This is a genomic window from Sphingomonas jinjuensis (genome assembly GCF_014197105.1).
In the GTDB taxonomy this organism is placed as follows: Bacteria; Pseudomonadota; Alphaproteobacteria; order Sphingomonadales; family Sphingomonadaceae; genus Sphingomonas; species Sphingomonas jinjuensis.
The window spans coordinates 199,606-217,630 of record NZ_JACIEV010000009.1 but is presented as its reverse complement, the minus strand read 5'-3'; the positions used below and the strand labels follow the sequence as shown (position 1 = coordinate 217,630).

The 18,025-nt window shown below is 68.1% G+C and carries 14 protein-coding genes; 12 read left to right on the top strand and 2 right to left on the bottom strand.

The window, feature by feature from the left end; translation table 11 throughout:
- Both GGQ80_RS15290 and GGQ80_RS15285 read left to right on the top strand, forming a co-directional pair.
- A partial coding sequence (locus GGQ80_RS15290; protein WP_183986387.1) for a PEPxxWA-CTERM sorting domain-containing protein occupies positions 1-110 on the top strand: 110 nt, incomplete at its 5' end.
- A 157-nt stretch (positions 111-267) separates the two neighbouring features.
- A complete protein-coding gene (locus GGQ80_RS15285) occupies positions 268-1,089 on the top strand; it encodes a sterol desaturase family protein (protein WP_183986385.1) in 822 nt (273 codons plus the stop codon).
- Between the two features lie 237 nt (positions 1,090-1,326).
- On the opposite strand, the gene GGQ80_RS15280 is transcribed toward GGQ80_RS15285, so the two are convergent.
- Positions 1,327-3,969 (bottom strand): Rne/Rng family ribonuclease, encoded by a 2,643-nt coding sequence (locus GGQ80_RS15280; RefSeq protein WP_246347121.1) that lies wholly within the window; start codon positions 3,967-3,969, stop codon positions 1,327-1,329.
- Positions 3,970-4,418: 449 nt separating this feature from the next.
- Between GGQ80_RS15280 and GGQ80_RS15275 the strand changes: the two genes are divergently transcribed.
- The 4 genes from GGQ80_RS15275 (at position 4,419) to GGQ80_RS15260 (ending at position 10,436) form a co-directional block, all read left to right on the top strand.
- Positions 4,419-5,633, top strand: a complete 1,215-nt coding sequence (locus GGQ80_RS15275; RefSeq protein ID WP_183986383.1) for an N-acetylmuramoyl-L-alanine amidase family protein — start codon at positions 4,419-4,421, stop codon at positions 5,631-5,633.
- Positions 5,634-5,807: 174 nt separating this feature from the next.
- Complete coding sequence (locus tag GGQ80_RS15270) at positions 5,808-8,303, top strand: penicillin-binding protein 1A (RefSeq protein WP_183986381.1); 2,496 nt, start codon at positions 5,808-5,810, stop codon at positions 8,301-8,303.
- A gap of 120 nt (positions 8,304-8,423) precedes the next feature.
- Positions 8,424-9,551, top strand: coding sequence for a peptide chain release factor 2 (gene prfB / locus GGQ80_RS15265; RefSeq protein WP_183986379.1), 1,128 nt, complete (start codon positions 8,424-8,426; stop codon positions 9,549-9,551).
- 126 nt (positions 9,552-9,677) lie between these two features.
- Entirely contained in the window at positions 9,678-10,436 is a 759-nt protein-coding gene (locus tag GGQ80_RS15260) for a class I SAM-dependent methyltransferase (RefSeq protein WP_183986377.1), read from the top strand.
- Here GGQ80_RS15260 and GGQ80_RS15255 read toward each other — a convergent pair.
- Positions 10,413-10,802, bottom strand: a complete 390-nt coding sequence (locus GGQ80_RS15255) for a JAB domain-containing protein (RefSeq protein ID WP_183986375.1) — start codon at positions 10,800-10,802, stop codon at positions 10,413-10,415. The genes GGQ80_RS15260 and GGQ80_RS15255 overlap by 24 nt on opposite strands.
- A 201-nt stretch (positions 10,803-11,003) precedes the next feature.
- On the opposite strand from GGQ80_RS15255, the gene GGQ80_RS15250 reads away from it, so the two are divergent.
- From GGQ80_RS15250 to ileS, 6 genes are all read left to right on the top strand, one after another.
- Positions 11,004-11,798: a thymidylate synthase gene (locus GGQ80_RS15250; RefSeq protein ID WP_183986373.1), complete on the top strand. Its 795-nt coding sequence runs from the start codon at positions 11,004-11,006 to the stop codon at positions 11,796-11,798.
- 80 nt (positions 11,799-11,878) lie between these two features.
- The gene (locus tag GGQ80_RS15245; RefSeq protein WP_183986371.1) at positions 11,879-12,397 is read left to right on the top strand and encodes a hemerythrin domain-containing protein; all 519 of its coding nucleotides are present in this window, start codon (positions 11,879-11,881) and stop codon (positions 12,395-12,397) included.
- 57 nt (positions 12,398-12,454) lie between these two features.
- Complete coding sequence (locus GGQ80_RS15240) at positions 12,455-12,913, top strand: dihydrofolate reductase (RefSeq protein ID WP_183986369.1); 459 nt, start codon at positions 12,455-12,457, stop codon at positions 12,911-12,913.
- 105 nt (positions 12,914-13,018) lie between these two features.
- Positions 13,019-14,182 carry a dipeptidase gene (locus GGQ80_RS15235; RefSeq protein WP_183986367.1) on the top strand — a complete coding sequence of 388 codons (1,164 nt, stop codon included), beginning with the start codon at positions 13,019-13,021 and terminating at the stop codon, positions 14,180-14,182.
- Positions 14,183-14,220: 38 nt separating this feature from the next.
- Positions 14,221-15,138: a bifunctional riboflavin kinase/FAD synthetase gene (locus GGQ80_RS15230; protein ID WP_183986365.1), complete on the top strand. Its 918-nt coding sequence runs from the start codon at positions 14,221-14,223 to the stop codon at positions 15,136-15,138.
- A 77-nt stretch (positions 15,139-15,215) separates the two neighbouring features.
- On the top strand, positions 15,216-18,023 hold the full coding sequence (gene ileS / locus GGQ80_RS15225) for an isoleucine--tRNA ligase (RefSeq protein ID WP_183986363.1): 2,808 nt from the start codon (positions 15,216-15,218) through the stop codon (positions 18,021-18,023).
- Positions 18,024-18,025 lie beyond the last annotated feature (2 nt).

Below are 18,025 nucleotides of genomic sequence, written 5' to 3'. Positions count from 1 at the left end.
CCGCCGCCGTCCCCGAGCCCGCCACCTGGGCGATGATGCTCGTCGGCTTCGCCATGGTCGGTGCCGCTTCGCGCTACCGCAGCCGCAAGACCGCGCTCGCCGCCGCGTAAGCGATCGATCACGAGACAGGAGCGGGACCGCCATCGCTCCTCGGGAGGCCGCCCCTTCGCAAGAAGGGGCGGTCTTTCCACGTGTTGGCGTTAGCGCTGCGGCAACGATTGTGGGGCTATCCCACCGGGTGGTCCAATATCGCGAAGTGAGCCGCCGATGCCGCCGTTGTTGATCGACACGCTACGCCTGACGGTGTGGCTCGTCCTGCTGACGCTCGCCTTTGCGCCGCTCGAGCGATTGTTCACGCTGAAGGCGCGGACGAAGCCGCGGGCGATGCTCGCGGATCTGGGCTATTTCTATCTCAACGGCATCTGTCCCGCGATGCTGCTGGCGATGCCGCTGGCCGCGGTGTCGGCACTGGTGCGGTTCGTCACGCCCGCGGCCTATACCCAGGCGGTCGCGGCGCTGCCGCTGTGGCTGGGGATCGTTCTCGGCCTCGTCGTCGCCGAGTTCGGCTCCTATTGGGCGCACCGCTGGTGCCATCGGTCGCGCTGGCTGTGGCAGTTCCACGCCATCCACCACACGCCCGACCACCTCGATTGGCTGGTCAACACGCGCGCGCATCCGGTGGATATATTGGTAACCCGGCTCGGCGGGCTGGTGCCGCTCTATCTCGTCGGGCTCGACAAGGCGGGGGGCGGGGGCGGTCTTGCCCCGGTGCTGATCACGATCATCGGCACCTTCTGGTCGTTCTTCGTCCATGCCAATGTTCGCTGGCGCTTCGGCTGGCTCGAACAGCTGATCGCGACGCCCGCGTTCCACCACTGGCATCACACCAACGACGAGCATCGCGACCGCAACTTCGCCGCGACGCTGCCGGTGATCGACCGACTCCTCGGGACGCTCCACCTCCCCGACCATTATCCGCCGGTCTACGGTATCGACGAACCGGTCGCGCCGACCTTTCAGGACGAGGTGCTGAGGCCGTTCCTGCCACCGAAGCGGGAGGACGAGGGGGCGGTGCTGCCGGCGGAGTGATCTGGTACCCGGGCGACGGGTGGCTTGCGGCGCCGCCGCTCCCGCCATTGCCTTCGTCGTGCCCGCGCAGGCGGGAATCCATCGGGCCGCACGCGCCTCCGCTAGTCAGTCGCTCGCGGCGCCATGGATCCCCGCCTTCGCGGGGATGACGGTATTTGCGGCGGGTCTTGGGCTCGAACCGATTTGCCGACCCCAAAGCAAAACCGCCGCAGCTTGGGGGCCGCGGCGGTCGTTGGGTCAGTTGCCGAAGGTGCGCTGCCACCAGCCGCGGCGCGGGGTAGCGCCGCTGTCGGCGGTCGCCTCGCCGGGGGCGTCGTCGGCCTCCGGTTCAGCGGCGGAGGCCAGCGTCGAACCGCCGCCCAGCCCGCCGTCGGCGGCGTCGGCCATCGTCTCGGTGCCCTCGGCGCCGGTCGTGGCGGCCGGACGCTTGCGCGGCGCGCGGGTGCGCTTAGGCTTCTCGGCCGGCGCCTCCTCGGCGACCGGGGCGGCTTCCGCCTCGGCGGCGGGCGCATCGGCCTTCTTGCGCGAGCGGCGCTTGGGCTTTTCGGCCGGCGCTTCTTCGGCAACCGGCGCGGCCTGGGCGGGGGCCTCCTCGACCGCGTCGATCACCGCAGCGGCAGCGCGAGCGCGGGGACGACGGCGAGTCTTCGGCGCAGCGGCCTCCGCCTCGGCGATCTCCGGGGTCACGACCTCGGGCTCGGCAGCGGCAGCCTCGGCCTCGATCGCCTGGACTTCCTCGACCATCGCCGCAGCGACGGTCGCCTCGTCCTCGCGCGGCTCGCCGTTGCGGCGACCGCCGCGACGGCCGCGACGACCACGGCGCCGACGACCATCGCCCTCACCGGCGACCTCGGCGAGCGACGGCTCCTCGGGATCCTCGGTAGCCTCGATCTCCTCCGCGGCGAGCGGCTCGAGCTCGACCGGCGCCTCGTCGCCCTCGGCCTCGCCGTGCGACTCCTCGGAGGTGCCATCCTCGCGGCGGCCACGGCCACGACCGCGACGGCGGCGGCGGCGCTTGCGCCCGCCCTCGCCGCGATCCTCGTCCTCGTCGCCACCACGACGCGCGGTCTCGGCGACCTCCTCGGCCTCGTCCTCTTCGACCTCGACCTCGTCGTAGATCTCGTCCTCGTCCTCCTCGACGACGAGCGCCTCGATCTTGGGCGCATGGCTCGGCGGCGGACCGCTGGCCTCGACGGTCATGCGTGCGCCTTCCTCGTCGCGATCGGGCAGGATCTCGACGCTGACGCCGTAGCGATCCTCGATCTCGGCGATGTCGGCGCGCTTCTTGTTGAGCACGTAGACGGCGGCTTCCTGGCTGGCGCGCAGCGTCAGGATCGAGCCACGACCGCGGGCGGCCTCGTCCTCGATCAGGCGCAACGCCGACAGGCCAGCCGACGACGCGGTGCGGACCAGCCCGGTGCCCTCGCAGTGGGGGCAGGCGCGGGTCGATGCCTCGAGCACGCCGGTGCGCAGCCGCTGACGGCTCATTTCCATCAGACCGAACGACGAGATGCGGCCGACCTGGATGCGCGCGCGATCGTCCTTCAGCGCTTCCTTCATCGCCTTCTCGACCTTGCGGACGTTGGAGCCGTTGTCCATGTCGATGAAGTCGATGACGACGAGGCCGGCCATGTCGCGCAGGCGCAGCTGGCGGGCGATCTCCTGCGCCGCTTCCAGATTGGTCGCGGTCGCGGTCTGCTCGATGTTGTGCTCACGGGTGGAGCGGCCCGAGTTGATGTCGATCGACACCAGCGCCTCGGTGGGGTTGATAACCAGATAGCCGCCCGACTTCAGCTGGACGACGGGATTGTACATCGCCGCCAGCTGGTCCTCGACGTGCGCGCGCTGGAACAGCGGCACCGCGTCGGCATATTGCTTCACCCGACGCGCATGGCTGGGCATTAGCAGCTTCATGAAGTCCTTGGCGTGGCGATAGCCGTCCTCGCCCTCGACGATCACTTCGTCGACGGTCGCATTGTAGATGTCGCGGATCGCGCGCTTGATCAGGTCGCTGTCGCCATAGATCAGCGCCGGCGCCGACGAGCCCAATGTGCGGTCGCGAATCTCGTCCCACAGCCGGGCGAGATAGTCGAAGTCGCGCTTGATCTCGGTCTTGGTGCGCTGGAGCCCGGCGGTGCGGACGATGCAGCCCATCGACGGCGGCAGCGCCAGGTCAGCCATGATCGACTTCAGCCGCTTGCGATCCGACGCGTTCGAGATCTTCCGGCTGATGCCGCCGCCGTGCGACGTGTTGGGCATCAGCACACAGTAACGGCCGGCGAGCGACAGGTACGTGGTCAGCGCCGCGCCCTTGTTGCCGCGCTCTTCCTTGACGACCTGGACCAGCAGCACCTGGCGCCGATGGATCACGTCCTGGATCTTGTAGCGGCGGCGCAGGTTCATGCGGCGCTGGCGAAGCGCCTCGACCTGGTCGTCGTTGCCGTTGCGCGGACGCTTCGACGTGCCCTCGCGCGGGGCGTCCTCGTCGTGATGCTCGTCGCCCTCGTCGCCATGGCCGTCGTCGACGTCGTCGTAATCGGCGTCGTCGTCATCGGCATCCTGCTCGGCGCGCAGTGCGGCCTCTTCGGCGGCATGCTCGGCCTCTTCGCGCAGCAGCGCGTCGCGGTCTTCCTTGGGGATCTGGTAATAGTCGGGATGGATTTCGCTGAAGGCGAGGAAGCCGTGGCGATTGCCGCCGTAATCGACGAACGCCGCCTGCAGCGACGGCTCGACGCGCGTCACCTTAGCGAGGTAGATATTTCCCTTGAGCTGCTTGCGCTCGGCGCTTTCGAAATCGAACTCTTCGATCCGGTTACCCTTGACGACGGCGACCCGGGTCTCCTCCCGGTGGCGTGCGTCGATCAGCATACGCGTGGTCATGTAATAGTCTCCACGCGCGTCCAGCCGGCCGGTAAACGGAAGGGGCGGACGCGCGACGATGTGCGGCGCGGGGCGAACCCGCGCGACGTGGTGGCGGTAATGCGTCTGCTCGCGATGCATGCCGGGGATCAAAGGCCCCGAAGCGCCGCACACCGGCACCGTCGGCGAAAGCCGTACGGTCTGCGGTGAGGGGCAAATGCATCATGCGAACGTCAACCTGGTTGCATCCGGCGCCAGGAAGGGCCGGAAAAACCCTGGCGTCGCCGGTACGATTACGCGCGACGCACTGGGTGCCATGCACAGCTAGCACCGCCGATCGACCATCGCAACTCTGCACGCCAGCAAGCGCCAGTAGACGTCAAGCGCGCGTTAACTATGATCCGGCCAGATAAAGGTTGATAGCGGTGCGTGGGTGTCGACGCGTCGGGAGTAAGAGGGAAAGGGCGGCAATGGCTCTTCGCAAGAGCAGGCGCGCCGGGGCGGCGCTCGCGCTGGTCGCGATGCTCGGCACGGGCGCGGCATGGGCGGATACGATCCGCCGGGTCAGCGTCGACGGCGACACGGTGACGGTGCGCTTCGCCGTGCCGGTCGATGCCGCCAGGCTGCAACTGCTCGGGCCGCCGCGGCAGATCGCGCTCGACGTCGCCGGGACGGAGCCGGGTACGGTGATGGCGCCCGGCGGGATGGTGAGCGCGATCCGCCAGTATCGGCGCGGCACCGGCACCCGCGTGCTGCTCGATCTGTCGCAGCCGGCGACGGTCGGCCCGCGCAGCTTCACCGACGGCGGTCGCGCGCTATCGGTGCAATTGGCCCCCGCCACCACCGCCGGCTTCGCCAAGGCCAAGACCGCCGGCCCGATCACCGTCGAGGCATTCAGCCTCGCCAGCTTCGCGAAGGCGCCGCGGTACAAGGTGGTGCAGGACGTGCCGCCGCGCCGCGCGCGCGCGCTGCCCAAGGTGCAGGGCGAGGCGGGGCGGCCGCTCGTCGTGATCGATGCGGGCCACGGCGGCGTCGACCCGGGGGCGATCAACCCCGCGACCGGGCTGCGCGAGAAGGACGTGACGTTGAAGATCGCCAAGGCGATCCGGGACTCACTGCTCGACGGTGGGCGGGTGCGGGTGGCGCTGACGCGCGGCGACGATCGCTTCCTGGTCTTGCGTGAGCGTTACGGCATCGCACGGGCGCTCCATGCCGACCTGTTCATTTCGGTCCATTGCGACAGCGTCGGCACCCCCGATGCGACGGGGGCATCGGTCTATACCCTGTCCGAAGTCGCGTCGGACAAGGAGGCGGCGCGATTGGCGGCGCGCGAGAACAAGGCCGATGTGATCGCGGGCGTCGACCTGGGCGATGCCGCCGCCGACGTTTCGTCGATCCTGATCGACCTGGCACAGCGCGAGACGATGAACGCCTCGGCGGGCTTCGCGCGGCTGCTGGGGCGCGAGGCGAAGCCGCTGATCCCGGTCAAGCCGAACTTCCACCGCATGGCTTCGCTGATGGTGCTGAAGGCGCCCGACATGCCCTCGATCCTGTTCGAGACGGGCTATATCTCCAATCCGGTCGATGCCGCCTTCCTCGACAGCGGCGACGGGCGCGAGAAGATCGCGGAAAGCGTGCGGCGCGCGGTGGAGATCCACTTCGCGCGGCGGCTGGCCGGGGGGTAGGCGCCAATCCTCGTCATGCTGAACTTGTTTCAGCATCCCCTCGACCCAGCGGTGCGCGCGTGGCGAGAGATGCTGAAACAAGTTCAGCATGACGGTGTGTGCGGCGGAAGCACTGCCCACCTGTCCGACCCCGCTGGCAACCCCTTGCAAACCTGCTAGACGAGCGCCCCAGCTATGGCGTCCACTCCGACCGATATTCCGCCGCGCCCCGTTGGCATCCGGGTGCATGCCGCCCGGCTGTGGTCGCGCTGGTGGGTGAAGGCGTTGGCGGGGCTGGCGATGATCGCGGCGGCCGGCTTCGCGGTGCTGTGGCTGCTCATCATCCGCGACCTGCCGTCGGTCGACAGCTTGCGCGCCTATGAGCCGCCGTTGCCGACCAACGTCCGCGGCATCGATGGCGTGCCGATCCAGTCCTATGCGCGCGAGCGGCGGGTCGAGCTGTCCTATGCCGAATATCCGCCGCTGCTGGTGAAGGCGTTCCTTGCCGCCGAGGACAAGACCTTCTTCGAGCATCACGGCGTCGACTATCCTGGCCTCGCCGGTGCGGTGATCGATTACGCCGCGAAGTTCGGCAGCGGCCGCCGTGCCAAGGGCGGATCGACGATCACTCAGCAGGTCGCGAAGAACCTGCTGATCGGCAACGAATATTCGCCGACGCGCAAGCTGAAGGAGGCGATCCTCGCGTACCGCATCGAGGACACGCTGACCAAGCCGCAGATCCTGGAGCTGTATCTCAATCAGATCGCGCTCGGCCGTAACGCCTTCGGCGTCGAGGCGGCGAGCCATGCCTATTTCGACAAGGAGCTCGACCAGCTCGACCTGGCGCAGCTCGCCTATCTGGCGATCCTGCCGAAGGGGCCGTCGAATTACGATCCGGTCCGCCATCCCGACCGGGCGTTGACCCGGCGCAACTATGTGCTCGGCGAGATGCTGCGCAACGGCTTCATCACCCAGGGCCAGCGCGACGCGGCGGTCGCCGAGCCGCTCGGCACCGTGCTGCGGCGCACGCCCAAGTTCGAGACCGTCGGCGGCTATTTCGTCGAGGAAGTCCGCCGCCAGCTGATCGCCAAGTTCGGCGAGACGTCGCGCGATGGCGCCAACAGCGTCTATGCGGGCGGGCTGTGGGTGCGCACCTCGCTCGACACGCGGTTGCAGGAACTGGCCAAGGAGGCGCTGCGCGACGGTCTGCTCCGCTATGCGGCGGGGCGCGGCTGGACCGGGCCGATCCGTCACGTCGACCTCGACGGGGACAATTGGCAGCAGCCGCTGCTCAACACCAACATCGGCCTCGATTACAAGAACTGGCGCGCCGCCATCGTGATCGCGCGCGAGGGAGATGCCTGGTCGATCGGTTTCGCCGACGGCAGCACGGCGACGCTGCCGCGCGAGAATGCGCAGATGCCGGTGCTGGGCAAGGGCGTGCCCTCGTTCGGCGTGCTGGAGCCCGGCGACATCATCGCGGTGGCGCCGGCGGGCAGCCGCACCTGGGCGATCCGCTCGATCCCGCGCATTTCGGGCGGGTTCGTCGTCGAGGAGCCCGCGACGGGCCGGATCCTGGCGATGCAGGGCGGATTCGACAGCCGGCTGCAGGCGTTCAATCGCGCGACGCAGGCACAGCGCCAGCCGGGCTCGACGATCAAGCCGCTGGTCTATTCCGCCGCGCTGGAGAACGGGATGACGCCGGCGTCGATCATCGTCGACGCGCCGTTCTGCGTCTATCAGGGCGCGCGGCTCGGCCAGAAATGCTTCCGCAACTTCGCTAACATGCGCGCCGCGGGCCCGCAGACGATGCGCTGGGGCATCGAGCAGAGCCGCAACCTGATGACCGTGCGCATGGCCGCGACGACGGGCATGCCCAAGCTGGTCGATACGTTAAAGCGGCTCGATGTCGGCGATTATCCGCCGTACCTGTCGATCGCGCTCGGCGCCGGCGAGACGACCGTGGTGCGGATGGTCAACGCCTATGCGACGCTCGCCAATCACGGCCGGCTCAACAACCCGACGCTGGTCGACTTCGTCCAGGATCGCCACGGCAAGGTGATCTGGCCGGAGAGCTGGCGCGCATGCGACGGCTGCAATGCACCCGACTGGAACGGCCGCTCGATGCCGCGGCCGCCGACGCGCGGTCGCCAGGCGATCGACGCGATGACGGCGTACCAGATGGTCCACATCACCGAGGGCGTGATCCAGCGCGGCACCGCGGTCGTGCTGCGCGACCTGAACCGCCCGATGTTCGGCAAGACCGGCACCACCACCGGCCCGACCGACGTGTGGTTCATCGGCGGCACGCCGCAATTCGTCGGCGGCCTGTACATCGGCTACGACAGCCCACGCAGCCTGGGCGGGGTCGAGGGCGGGACGTTCGCCGCGCCGATCTTCAAGCAGTTCGCGATCAAGGCGTATGAGGGGCTGGAGAAGCTGCCGTTCCGCGCCGCGCCCGGCATCCGCATGGTGCGCATCGATCGCCGCTCGGGCAAGCCGGTGTACGGCACCTTCCCGACCGATGCCGATCCCAAGGCGCCGGTGATCTGGGAAGCGTTCAAGCCCGAAAGCGAGCCGCGCCGCGCCGCGCGCCAGAGCGGCCCGGCCCCCGCCGCCGCGCCGACCGCCGCAGCGAGCAAGGCGCCGCAGGACAGCGACTTCTTGCAAAGGGAAGGCGGCATTTACTAGGGTCGTCCCAATATACCCGTCACCCCGGCCCTGAGCCGGGGTCCCGCTGCCTCCCGCCGCTCGAAGAAGCGGGACCCCGGCTCAAGGCCGGGGTGACGAACGAACAGAAGGTCAAACCCTATGCGCGCCGAAGCGCAGGCTTACGTCGACACCGTCAAAGACTCGCTCGCGCTGCTGCGCCGCTTCCTCGACTGGGATCGCGCGCTCCGCCGGCTCGACGAGCTGAACGCGCGCGTCGAGGACCAGGCGCTGTGGAACGATCCCAAGGCGGCGCAGGAGGTGATGCGCGAGCGTCGCCGGCTGGACGAGGCGATCACCGCCACCCGCGCGATCGAGAGCGAACTCAGCGACAACGTCGAGCTGGTCGAGATGGCCGAGGCCGAGGGTGATGCCGAGATGGAGGGGCAGGCGGTCGAGGCGCTGGCCGAACTCGCCAAGCGCGCCGAGCAGGACAAGGTGAAGGCGCTGCTGTCGGGCGAGGCCGATGCCAACGACAGCTATATCGAGATCAACGCCGGCGCCGGCGGCACCGAGAGCCAGGACTGGGCGGAAATGCTCCAGCGCATGTACACGCGCTGGGCCGAGCGCCACGGGATGAAGGTGGAACTGGTCGACTATCACGCCGGCGAGCAGGCGGGGATCAAGTCGGCGACGCTGCTGGTGAAGGGCGAGGGCGCCTATGGCTATGCCAAGGTCGAAAGCGGCGTCCACCGCCTTGTCCGCATCAGCCCCTACGACAGCTCGGCACGGCGCCACACCAGCTTCTCGTCGGTATGGGTCTATCCGGTGATCGACGACTCGATCGACATCGAGATCAACGACAGCGAGCTGCGCATCGACACCTATCGTGCATCGGGTGCGGGTGGCCAGCACATCAACACCACCGATTCCGCGGTGCGCATCACTCACTTGCCCACCGGGATCGTCGTCGCCTGCCAGAACCAGCGCAGCCAGCACAAGAACAAGGCGGAGGCGTATAACCAGCTGCGCGCGCGTCTGTACGAGCATGAGCTGCGCAAGCGCGAGGAAGAGGCGAACACGATCAACGCCACCAAGACCGATATCGGCTGGGGCCACCAGATCCGCTCCTACGTCCTCCAGCCGTATCAGCTGGTGAAGGACCTGCGCACCGGCGTGACGTCGACCAGCCCGGGCGATGTCCTCGACGGCGATCTCGACGCGTTCATGGCCGCCGCCCTGTCGCAACGCGTGACCGGCGAGGCGGTCGAGGTGGAGGACGTGGATTGAGCGAGGCCACCCCCCACGATCATTCGCCCCTCCCCTTCAGGGGAGGGGTTTGGGTGGGGGACGCAGGCGGTTCGCTCTGCGAGGCTCGCCCCACCCCAACCCCTCCCCTGAAGGGAGGGGCTTGCGATGAATAGGCCATTGTTGCTGATATCTCTGGCGGTCTTCGCTGTATCCGCCTGCGACGGTTCGAAGCCGCTCATCAAGCCAAAGGTCGAGGAACCCGGCCCGTTCCCCGCCGCCGACCGGCCGGTCGCGCACATCGTGTCGTCGCGCTGGTCGAGCGAGGAGGCGCGCGACCGCGTCAACGAATCGACGCTGGTCATGGACAAGGCCGGCATCAAGCCCGGCATGACCGTCGCCGACATCGGCGCGGGCGAGGGATATTACACGATCCGCCTCGCCAGCCGCGTCGGCAAGGACGGGCGGGTGCTGGCGGAGGACATCGTCGCCTCGGTCCGCGATACGCTGGCCGAGCGCGTCGCGCGCGAGCGGCTGGAGAACGTCAGCGTCCGGCTGGGCACGATCGCCGATCCCAAGCTGCCCGACGACAGCTTCGATCGCGTGCTGATGGTCCATATGTACCACGAGATCGAGCAGCCGTACGAATTCCTCTGGCGGATGCGGCCGGCGCTGAAGCCCGATGGGCTGGTGGTGGTGGTCGACGCCGATCGCCCGACGCAGAACCACGGCACCCCGCCGAACCTGCTGCGCTGCGAGTTCGCGGCGGTCGGCTATCGCCAGGTATCGGTGGTGCGGATGCCGTCCGCGGGCGGCTATCTGGCGACATTCCAGCCGGCGGGCCCGCGCCCCGATCCCGCCGCGATCAGGCCGTGTCGGATGAAAGCCGCCGAGGGCGACGCGTCACAGCGCGCCCCGCATTCGTAACGACGTGACGACGCCGGCGCCGATCACGAGGTGATCGACCAGCGTTACGTCGATCGCCCGTAGCAGCTGAGCGAGCTGGCGCGTGCCTGCGCGGTCGCCGTCGCTTGGCTCGGCATCGCCGCTGGGATGGTTGTGCGCGACGACGACCCTCGCCGCTTCCCACGCCAGCACGTCGCGCAGGATCGAGCGGATCGGCAGCGCCAGATGGTCGCGCTCGCCGCCGACGTGGCGCAGCGCGAGAAGCCGCCATTCCGGATCAAGATAAGCGACCGCCATCACCTCGCGCCGCCATCGCGACAGCCCGGTGAACAGTGCCTCGGCATCCGCCTGACCGGCGATGCGGGGTGGGGGGAGGGAGCCGGACACGATTTTGCGTGGCGTGGAGGCGAAGGCCGCGCACGTGGAGGTGAGACCGATACGGTGGTTTGGCCGATCATCTCGGCCCCGTCATGCTGAACTCGTTTCAGGCGCCTGGGGCACGAGATGCTGAAGCAAGTTCAGCATGACCGCGGGGGCGGGGCACGGATGCGCTTCCCGACTCGGCTCCGGCCCGATACGCACGCTCGCATGCGCCAGTATCTCGACCTCATGGACCGCGTTCTTCAGACCGGCACGCGTCAGGCGGACCGTACGGGCACCGGCACGCTCTCCGTCTTCGGGGCGCAGATGCGCTTCGACCTGCGCCAGGGCTTTCCGGTGCTGACCACGAAGAAGCTGCACCTGCGCTCGATCATCGTCGAGCTGCTGTGGTTCCTGCGCGGCGACACCAACGTCCGCTGGTTGCAGGAGCAGAAGGTCAGCATCTGGGACGAATGGGCCGACGAGAGCGGCGACCTGGGCCCGGTCTATGGCAAGCAGTGGCGCGACTGGGTGGCGGCCGATGGGCGCCATATCGACCAGATCAAGGAACTGCTCGACCAGATCCGCACCCAGCCGCACTCGCGGCGCCAGATCGTGTCGGCCTGGAACCCCGGCGAGCTGCACGCGATGGCGCTGGCACCGTGCCATTGCCTGTTCCAGACGCATGTCGCCGATGGCCGCCTGTCGCTCCAGCTGTACCAACGGTCGGCGGATATCTTTCTGGGTGTGCCGTTCAACATCGCGAGCTATGCCTTGCTGACGCATCTCCTCGCCGACCAGGCGGGGCTGGAGGTGGGTGACTTCATCTGGACCGGGGGCGATTGCCACCTCTACCTCAACCACCTCGACCAGGCGCGGCTGCAGCTGACGCGCCAACCCGGCTCGCTGCCGCGGCTCGAGATCCTTCGCCGGGCACCGTCGATCGACGCCTATGCTTACGAGGATATCGCGCTCCACGACTATGCCGCACAGCCGCACATCAAGGCGCCCGTCGCGGTCTGACCGACGCGATCCATTCGCAACAGGAACCACCCCCGGCCCGCTCGGTTCACTCTCGCGAACGAAAAATCAGGAACCGACCGATGGACATCACTCAACTCATTCTCGACGAGCATGCGCAGCAGCGTAAGATGTTCGCGCAGATCGAAGAGATTGACCCCGCCGATACCGAGGCGCTGGGCGCGATCTGGACGCGGCTGCGCAACCTGCTCGATGCGCATGCCGAGGCGGAGGAGCGCTTCTTCTATCCGCGGCTGATGGAAATCGGCACCGGCGGCAACGACGCCGATTCGGCCGCCGACGAAACCGAGGATGCGATCGAGGACCACAACGACATCCGCGACACCGCCGCCGACGTCGACAAGCATCCCGTTGGTAGCGACGCGTGGTTCGAGGCGGTGGGCAAGGCCAATGTCGCCAACAGCAAGCATCTGGCCGAGGAAGAGCGACAGGGCCTCACCGATTTCCGCCGCCATTCGTCGGTCGAGGAACGCCACGAGCTGGGCGTACGCTTCGCGGCGTTCGAGGCCGCGCACATCGACGGCGTCGAGCCGGTCGAGAAGGACCCCAAGGAATATGTGAAGGAACATGAGCCGAGCTGACGCGGCCTGCGGGCGGGCGGGGGTGACGCCATCGCCGCCTTCGTCCATCAGCCCGGTATGATTACCTTTCACCTCGCCCGTGCCGACAACGGCGTCATCGGCCGCGATGGAACGCTGCCCTGGCATCTTCCCGCCGACCTCAAGCGCTTCAAGCGCGAGACGATGGGGCGGGCGATGATCATGGGGCGCAAGACCTTCGACAGCTTCCCCGCGCCGCTGCCGGGCCGGCGGCATATCGTTTTGACTCGCGACACCGAGTGGCGCGCCGACGGCGCCGAAGTTTCGTATTCGCCGGAGGAGGCACTGGCGCTCGCCGACGGCGATGCGGCGGTGATCGGGGGGGCGGAGATATTCGCGCTCTTCACGCCCGATCGGATCGAGCTGACCGAGGTGCATGCGAGGCCGGAAGGCGACGCGATCGTGCCGGCATTCACCGGCTGGCGCGAAATCGCGCGCGAGGACTTTCCCGCCGAGGGCGATCGGCCAGCCTATAGCTTCGTGACACTCGTCCGCTGAACCTTACCATCGGCGGGGAAGTATCGGGCGCCGATTGATCTTCGTTGCTGGCGGTGGTGCGTCGCATTGGCCATCATGCTCGTCGCGAAGCGACGGAGAGGTGGGATGAAGCGCTGGTTGCTGATCGGCATGGCGGTCGTCGTGGTGGCGCTCGCCGCGTTCTTCCTGTTCGCCCCCGGCATCGTCGAACGCTCGATGAACCGCGTCACCCCGACGCCGCTGCGCATCACGCCCGAGGCGCGCGCGCTGTCGAGCGAAGTCGCCGACATGCATGCCGATCCGCTGCTCTGGGATCGCGACCTGACGAAGCGGTCGGCGAGCGGTCAGGTCGACGTGCCCCGGCTAATCGAGGGCGGCTATGCGCTTCAGGTCTTCTCGTCGGTAACGAAGACGCCCAAGCACCAGAATTACGACGCCAACGGTGCCGACAGCGACAACATCACGATGCTCGCGATCGCGCAATTGCAGCCGCCGCGGACCTGGGGATCGTTGCTCCAGCGCTCGCTCTATCATGCCGAGAAGCTCGACCGCTTCGCCGCAAAGTCAGACGGTCGGTTGCGCGTGATTCGCTCGCCGATGGATGTCGATCGCCTGCTTGCCGATCGCGCGCGCGGCGCCAAGGTCGTCGGTGGGATGCTGTCGATCGAGGGGCTACAGGATCTGGAGGGTGATCCCGCCAATCTCGACCGCCTCTATGCCGCTGGCTTCCGCATGGCAGGCTTCGCGCATTTCTTCGACACCGATGTCGCCGGATCGATGCATGGTCTGGGCAAGGGCGGGCTAACCCCGCTCGGTCGCATGGTGCTGAGACGGATGGAGGCGAAGGGGATGATCGTCGACGTCGCCCATGCGAGCCACGCCGCGGTCGCCGACATGCTGGCGATGGCACGGCGGCCGGTCGTCTCCAGCCACGGCGGCGTCCAGGCGACCTGCCGCGTGAACCGCAACCTGACCGACGACGAGATCCGCGGCATCGCGCGGACCGGCGGTGTCGTCGGCATCGGCTATTGGGATGCGGCGGTCTGCTCGACCGCGCCCACCGCCGTCGCCGCGGCGATCGCGCATGTCCGCGACCTCGTCGGTGTCGCGCATGTCGGGCTGGGCAGCGACTTCGACGGGGCGGTGACGACCGGGTTCGACGCTGCCCATGTCGCTGCCGTGGCGCAGGCGCTGCTCGACCGTGGCTTCACGCCCGCCGAGGTGAGGGCGGTGATGGGTGGCAACGTGCTGCGCGTGATCCGGGCCGGGCTGGTGCCTCAACGGGGTTAGGAGTGGCGCGCCCGCCAAGCGCCCGATATAGCGCGCGCATGCAGCGGCTAGACGGCGCCGCGACGGTGCCCGATGCGCTTGCAGGCGGGGTCGTCGCGCTCGGCAATTTCGATGGCTTCCACCTCGGTCACCAGGCCGTCGTCGCGCGCGCGGTCGAGCGGGCGGCGGGGCGGCCGGTGCTGGTCGCCACATTCGATCCGCATCCGGTGCGCCACTTCCTGCCCGATGCGCCGGCGTTCCGGCTGACGACGCTTGACCAGCGCGAGGCCTTGTTCGCGGAGGCCGGCGCCGATGCGATGGTGGTGTTCCGCTTCGACGGCGATCTCGCTGGGCTGACTGCGGAGGAGTTCGTGGCGCAGCGGCTGGTGAAAAATCTGCGCGCCGCGGGGGTCGTCACGGGCAGCGACTTCACCTTCGGCCGGCGCAAGGGCGGCAACGTCGCGGTGCTCCAGGCGCTCGGCGCGGACTATGGCTTCAGCGTCGATACCGTCGCTCCCGTGCTGCTCGAAGGCGAGCCGGTATCGTCGAGTCGCATCCGCGGCGCGCTGCGCCTGGGCGAGATGCGCGAGGCGGCCCGATTGCTGACGCGGCCGTTTTCGATCCAGGGCGTGGTGCAGCATGGCGACAAGCTGGGGCGGCAGATCGGCTATCCGACCGCCAATATCGACCTCGGCAACTATCTGCGCCCTGCCTATGGCATCTACGCCGTCACCGGTCGCCTGGCCGATGGCCGGGTGTTGAAGGGCGCGGCGAACCTCGGCATCCGCCCGAGCTTCGATCCGCCCAAGGAATTGCTGGAGCCGCATTTCTTCGACTTCGCCGGCGATCTCTACGGCCAGACGATCGAGGTCGCGCTGATCGAATATATCCGGCCGGAAGCCAAGTTCGACGACATGGACGCGCTGATCCGCCAGATGGACGCCGACTGCGATCGGGCGCGGGCGCTCCTGGGCTGACCCGAATCCGTCATCGCGCGTGCCGCAAATTGCATTGTGGATAACGTAAACACTCCCCGCTACACCACGCGCCACTCATGACCGACGCATCCGATACAGCCAAAGACTGGCGCGACACCGTCTTCCTGCCGAAGACCGATTTCCCCATGAAGGCCGGGCTCGCCCAGAAGGAGCCGGCGATCCTGGAGCGCTGGGCGCGGATCGGGCTGTACCAGAAGCTGCGCGAGGCGCGAGCCGGCCGCGAACGCTTCATCCTCCACGATGGCCCGCCCTACGCCAACGGCGATATCCACATGGGCCACGCGATGAACAAGATCCTGAAGGATATCATCGTGCGCAGCCAGACGCTGATGGGCAAGGACGCGCCCTATGTGCCCGGCTGGGATTGCCACGGCCTGCCGATCGAGTGGAAGGTCGAGGAGGCCTATCGCGCCAAGAAGCTCAACAAGGACGAGGTGCCGGTCGCGCAGTTCCGCGCCGAATGCCGCGCCTATGCCGAAAAATGGGTCGCGGTGCAGCGCGGGGAGTTCGAGCGGCTGGGCGTCATGGGCGATTGGGACGATCCCTACCTCACCATGACCTATGCCGCCGAGGCAACGATCGTCAGCGAGCTGCTGAAGTTCGCGGAAAGCGGCCAGCTGTATCGCGGCGCCAAGCCGGTGATGTGGTCGCCGGTCGAGAAGACCGCGCTGGCCGAGGCCGAGGTCGAGTATGAGGACATCGTCTCGACCCAGATCGACGTCGGGTTCGAGATCATCGACTGTCCCGAAGCGCCGCAGATGGCGGGCGCCATCGCGGTGATCTGGACGACGACGCCGTGGACGATCCCGGTCAACCAGGCGATCGCCTATGGCTCGGCGATCGACTATCTGGTCTTCGGCCATGGCGGCAAGCGCTACATGGTCGCCGAACCGCTGCTGCCCGCGTTCATGAAGCGCACCGGCATCGGCATGGAATCGTTCGAGCTTCTGGCCAAGGGGCCGGTGCTGGAGGGCGCTACGGCGCGCCACCCGATGCACCATCTCGGCGGCTTTTTCGCCAAGCCGCGGCCGTTCCTCCAGGGCGACTTCGTGACGATCGATGCCGGCACCGGCCTGGTCCACATGGCACCCGATCACGGCGAGGACGATTTCGAGCTGTGCAAGGCGAACGGCATCGAGCCGGTGTTCGCGGTCGATGCCGCCGGCATGTACCGGCCCGATTGGGCGTGGCTGGGCGGGCAGGGCTCGGTCATCAACAAGAAGTTCGTCAGCCCCGACGGCCCGATCTGCACCGACCTGCGCGAGGCGGGAGCGCTGATCGCGGCGAGTGAGGATTATGCGCACAGCTATCCGCATTCATGGCGCTCGAAGGCGAAGGTGATCTTCCGCGCGACGCCGCAGTGGTTCATCCCGATGGATTTGGGTGCGGGCGAGGGTGAGGCCGCTGGCGACTCTGCGGAGCGTCCGATCGTGGACGGCAACGCCGCCACGCTGCGCCAGGTCGCGCTCGACGCGATCGAGCGGACGCGCTGGGTGCCCGCCCGCGCGGAGAACCGTATCCGCTCGATGGTAGAGGGGCGGCCCGACTGGGTCATCAGCCGCCAGCGTGCTTGGGGCGTGCCGATCGCGCTGTACGTCCATCGCGAGACCGGGCGCTATCTGAACGATCCCGCCGTCAATGCGCGGATCGTCGAGGCGTTTCGCGAAGGCGGCGCCGATGCGTGGTTCACCGCGGATCATCAGGCGCTGCTCGGCGATGCCCACCGCCTGGCCGATTACGAGCCGCAGCAGGACATTCTTGACGTGTGGTTCGATTCGGGCTGCACCCATGTCTTCACCGTCGAGGCGCGCTTCGGCGAGGGGACGCGCGCGAACCTGTACGTCGAGGGTTCGGATCAGCATCGCGGCTGGTTCCAGTCGTCGCTGCTCGAAAGCTGCGGCACCCGCGGTCGCGCGCCCTATGACGCGGTGCTGACCCACGGCTTCGCGCTCGACGACAAGGGGCGCAAGATGTCCAAGTCGCTCGGCAACGTCGTCGATCCGCTGAAGATCATCGGCGAGAGCGGGGCCGACATCCTGCGCCTGTGGGCGGCGTCGACCGATTATTTCGACGATGTGCGCATCGGCAAGGAAGTGCTGTCGACCGCGTCGGACGCGTACCGCAAGCTGCGCAACACGTTCCGCTACCTGCTCGGCGCGCTCGATGGGTTCGACGAGGCGGAGCGGGTCGAGCCCGCCGACATGCCCGAGCTGGAGCGCTACATCCTCCATCGGCTCGGCATGCTCGATACCGAGCTGCGTGCAGCGGCAGGCGACTTCGAATTCAACCGCTACCAGCGGCTGCTGACCGACTTCGCGCAGGACGAGCTGTCGGCGTTCTTCTTCGATATCCGCAAGGATTCGCTCTACTGCGACGCCGCGACCGATCCGAAGCGGCGGGCCTATCGCACAGTGCTCGATACGTTGTTCCACGCGCTGGTCCGCTACGCCGCGCCGATCCTGTGCTTCACGGCGGAGGAAGTGTGGCAGGCACGCTTCCCCGACGAGGATGGGTCGGTCCACCTGCTCGAATGGCCCGAACTGCCGGCACTGCCCGGCGACCGGCCGGTCGGCACCAACTGGGACGAGGTACGCGCGCTCCGCGTGGCGGTGACCGAGGCGATCGAGCCGCTGCGCCGCGAGAAGGTGATCCGGTCGAGCAACGAGGCGGTGGTGACCGTACCCACGCTGCCGCTGCCCGCAAAGGAGCTGGCGGAAACGTTCATCGTCGCCGCCGTTCATGAGGGCGACGCGGTGGCGGTAACCCGGTCGGACTATCACAAGTGCGGGCGCTGCTGGCGGCTGCTGCCCGAGGTGACGGCCGACGGCGAGCTGTGCGATCGCTGCGCGAGCGTGGTGCAGTGAGC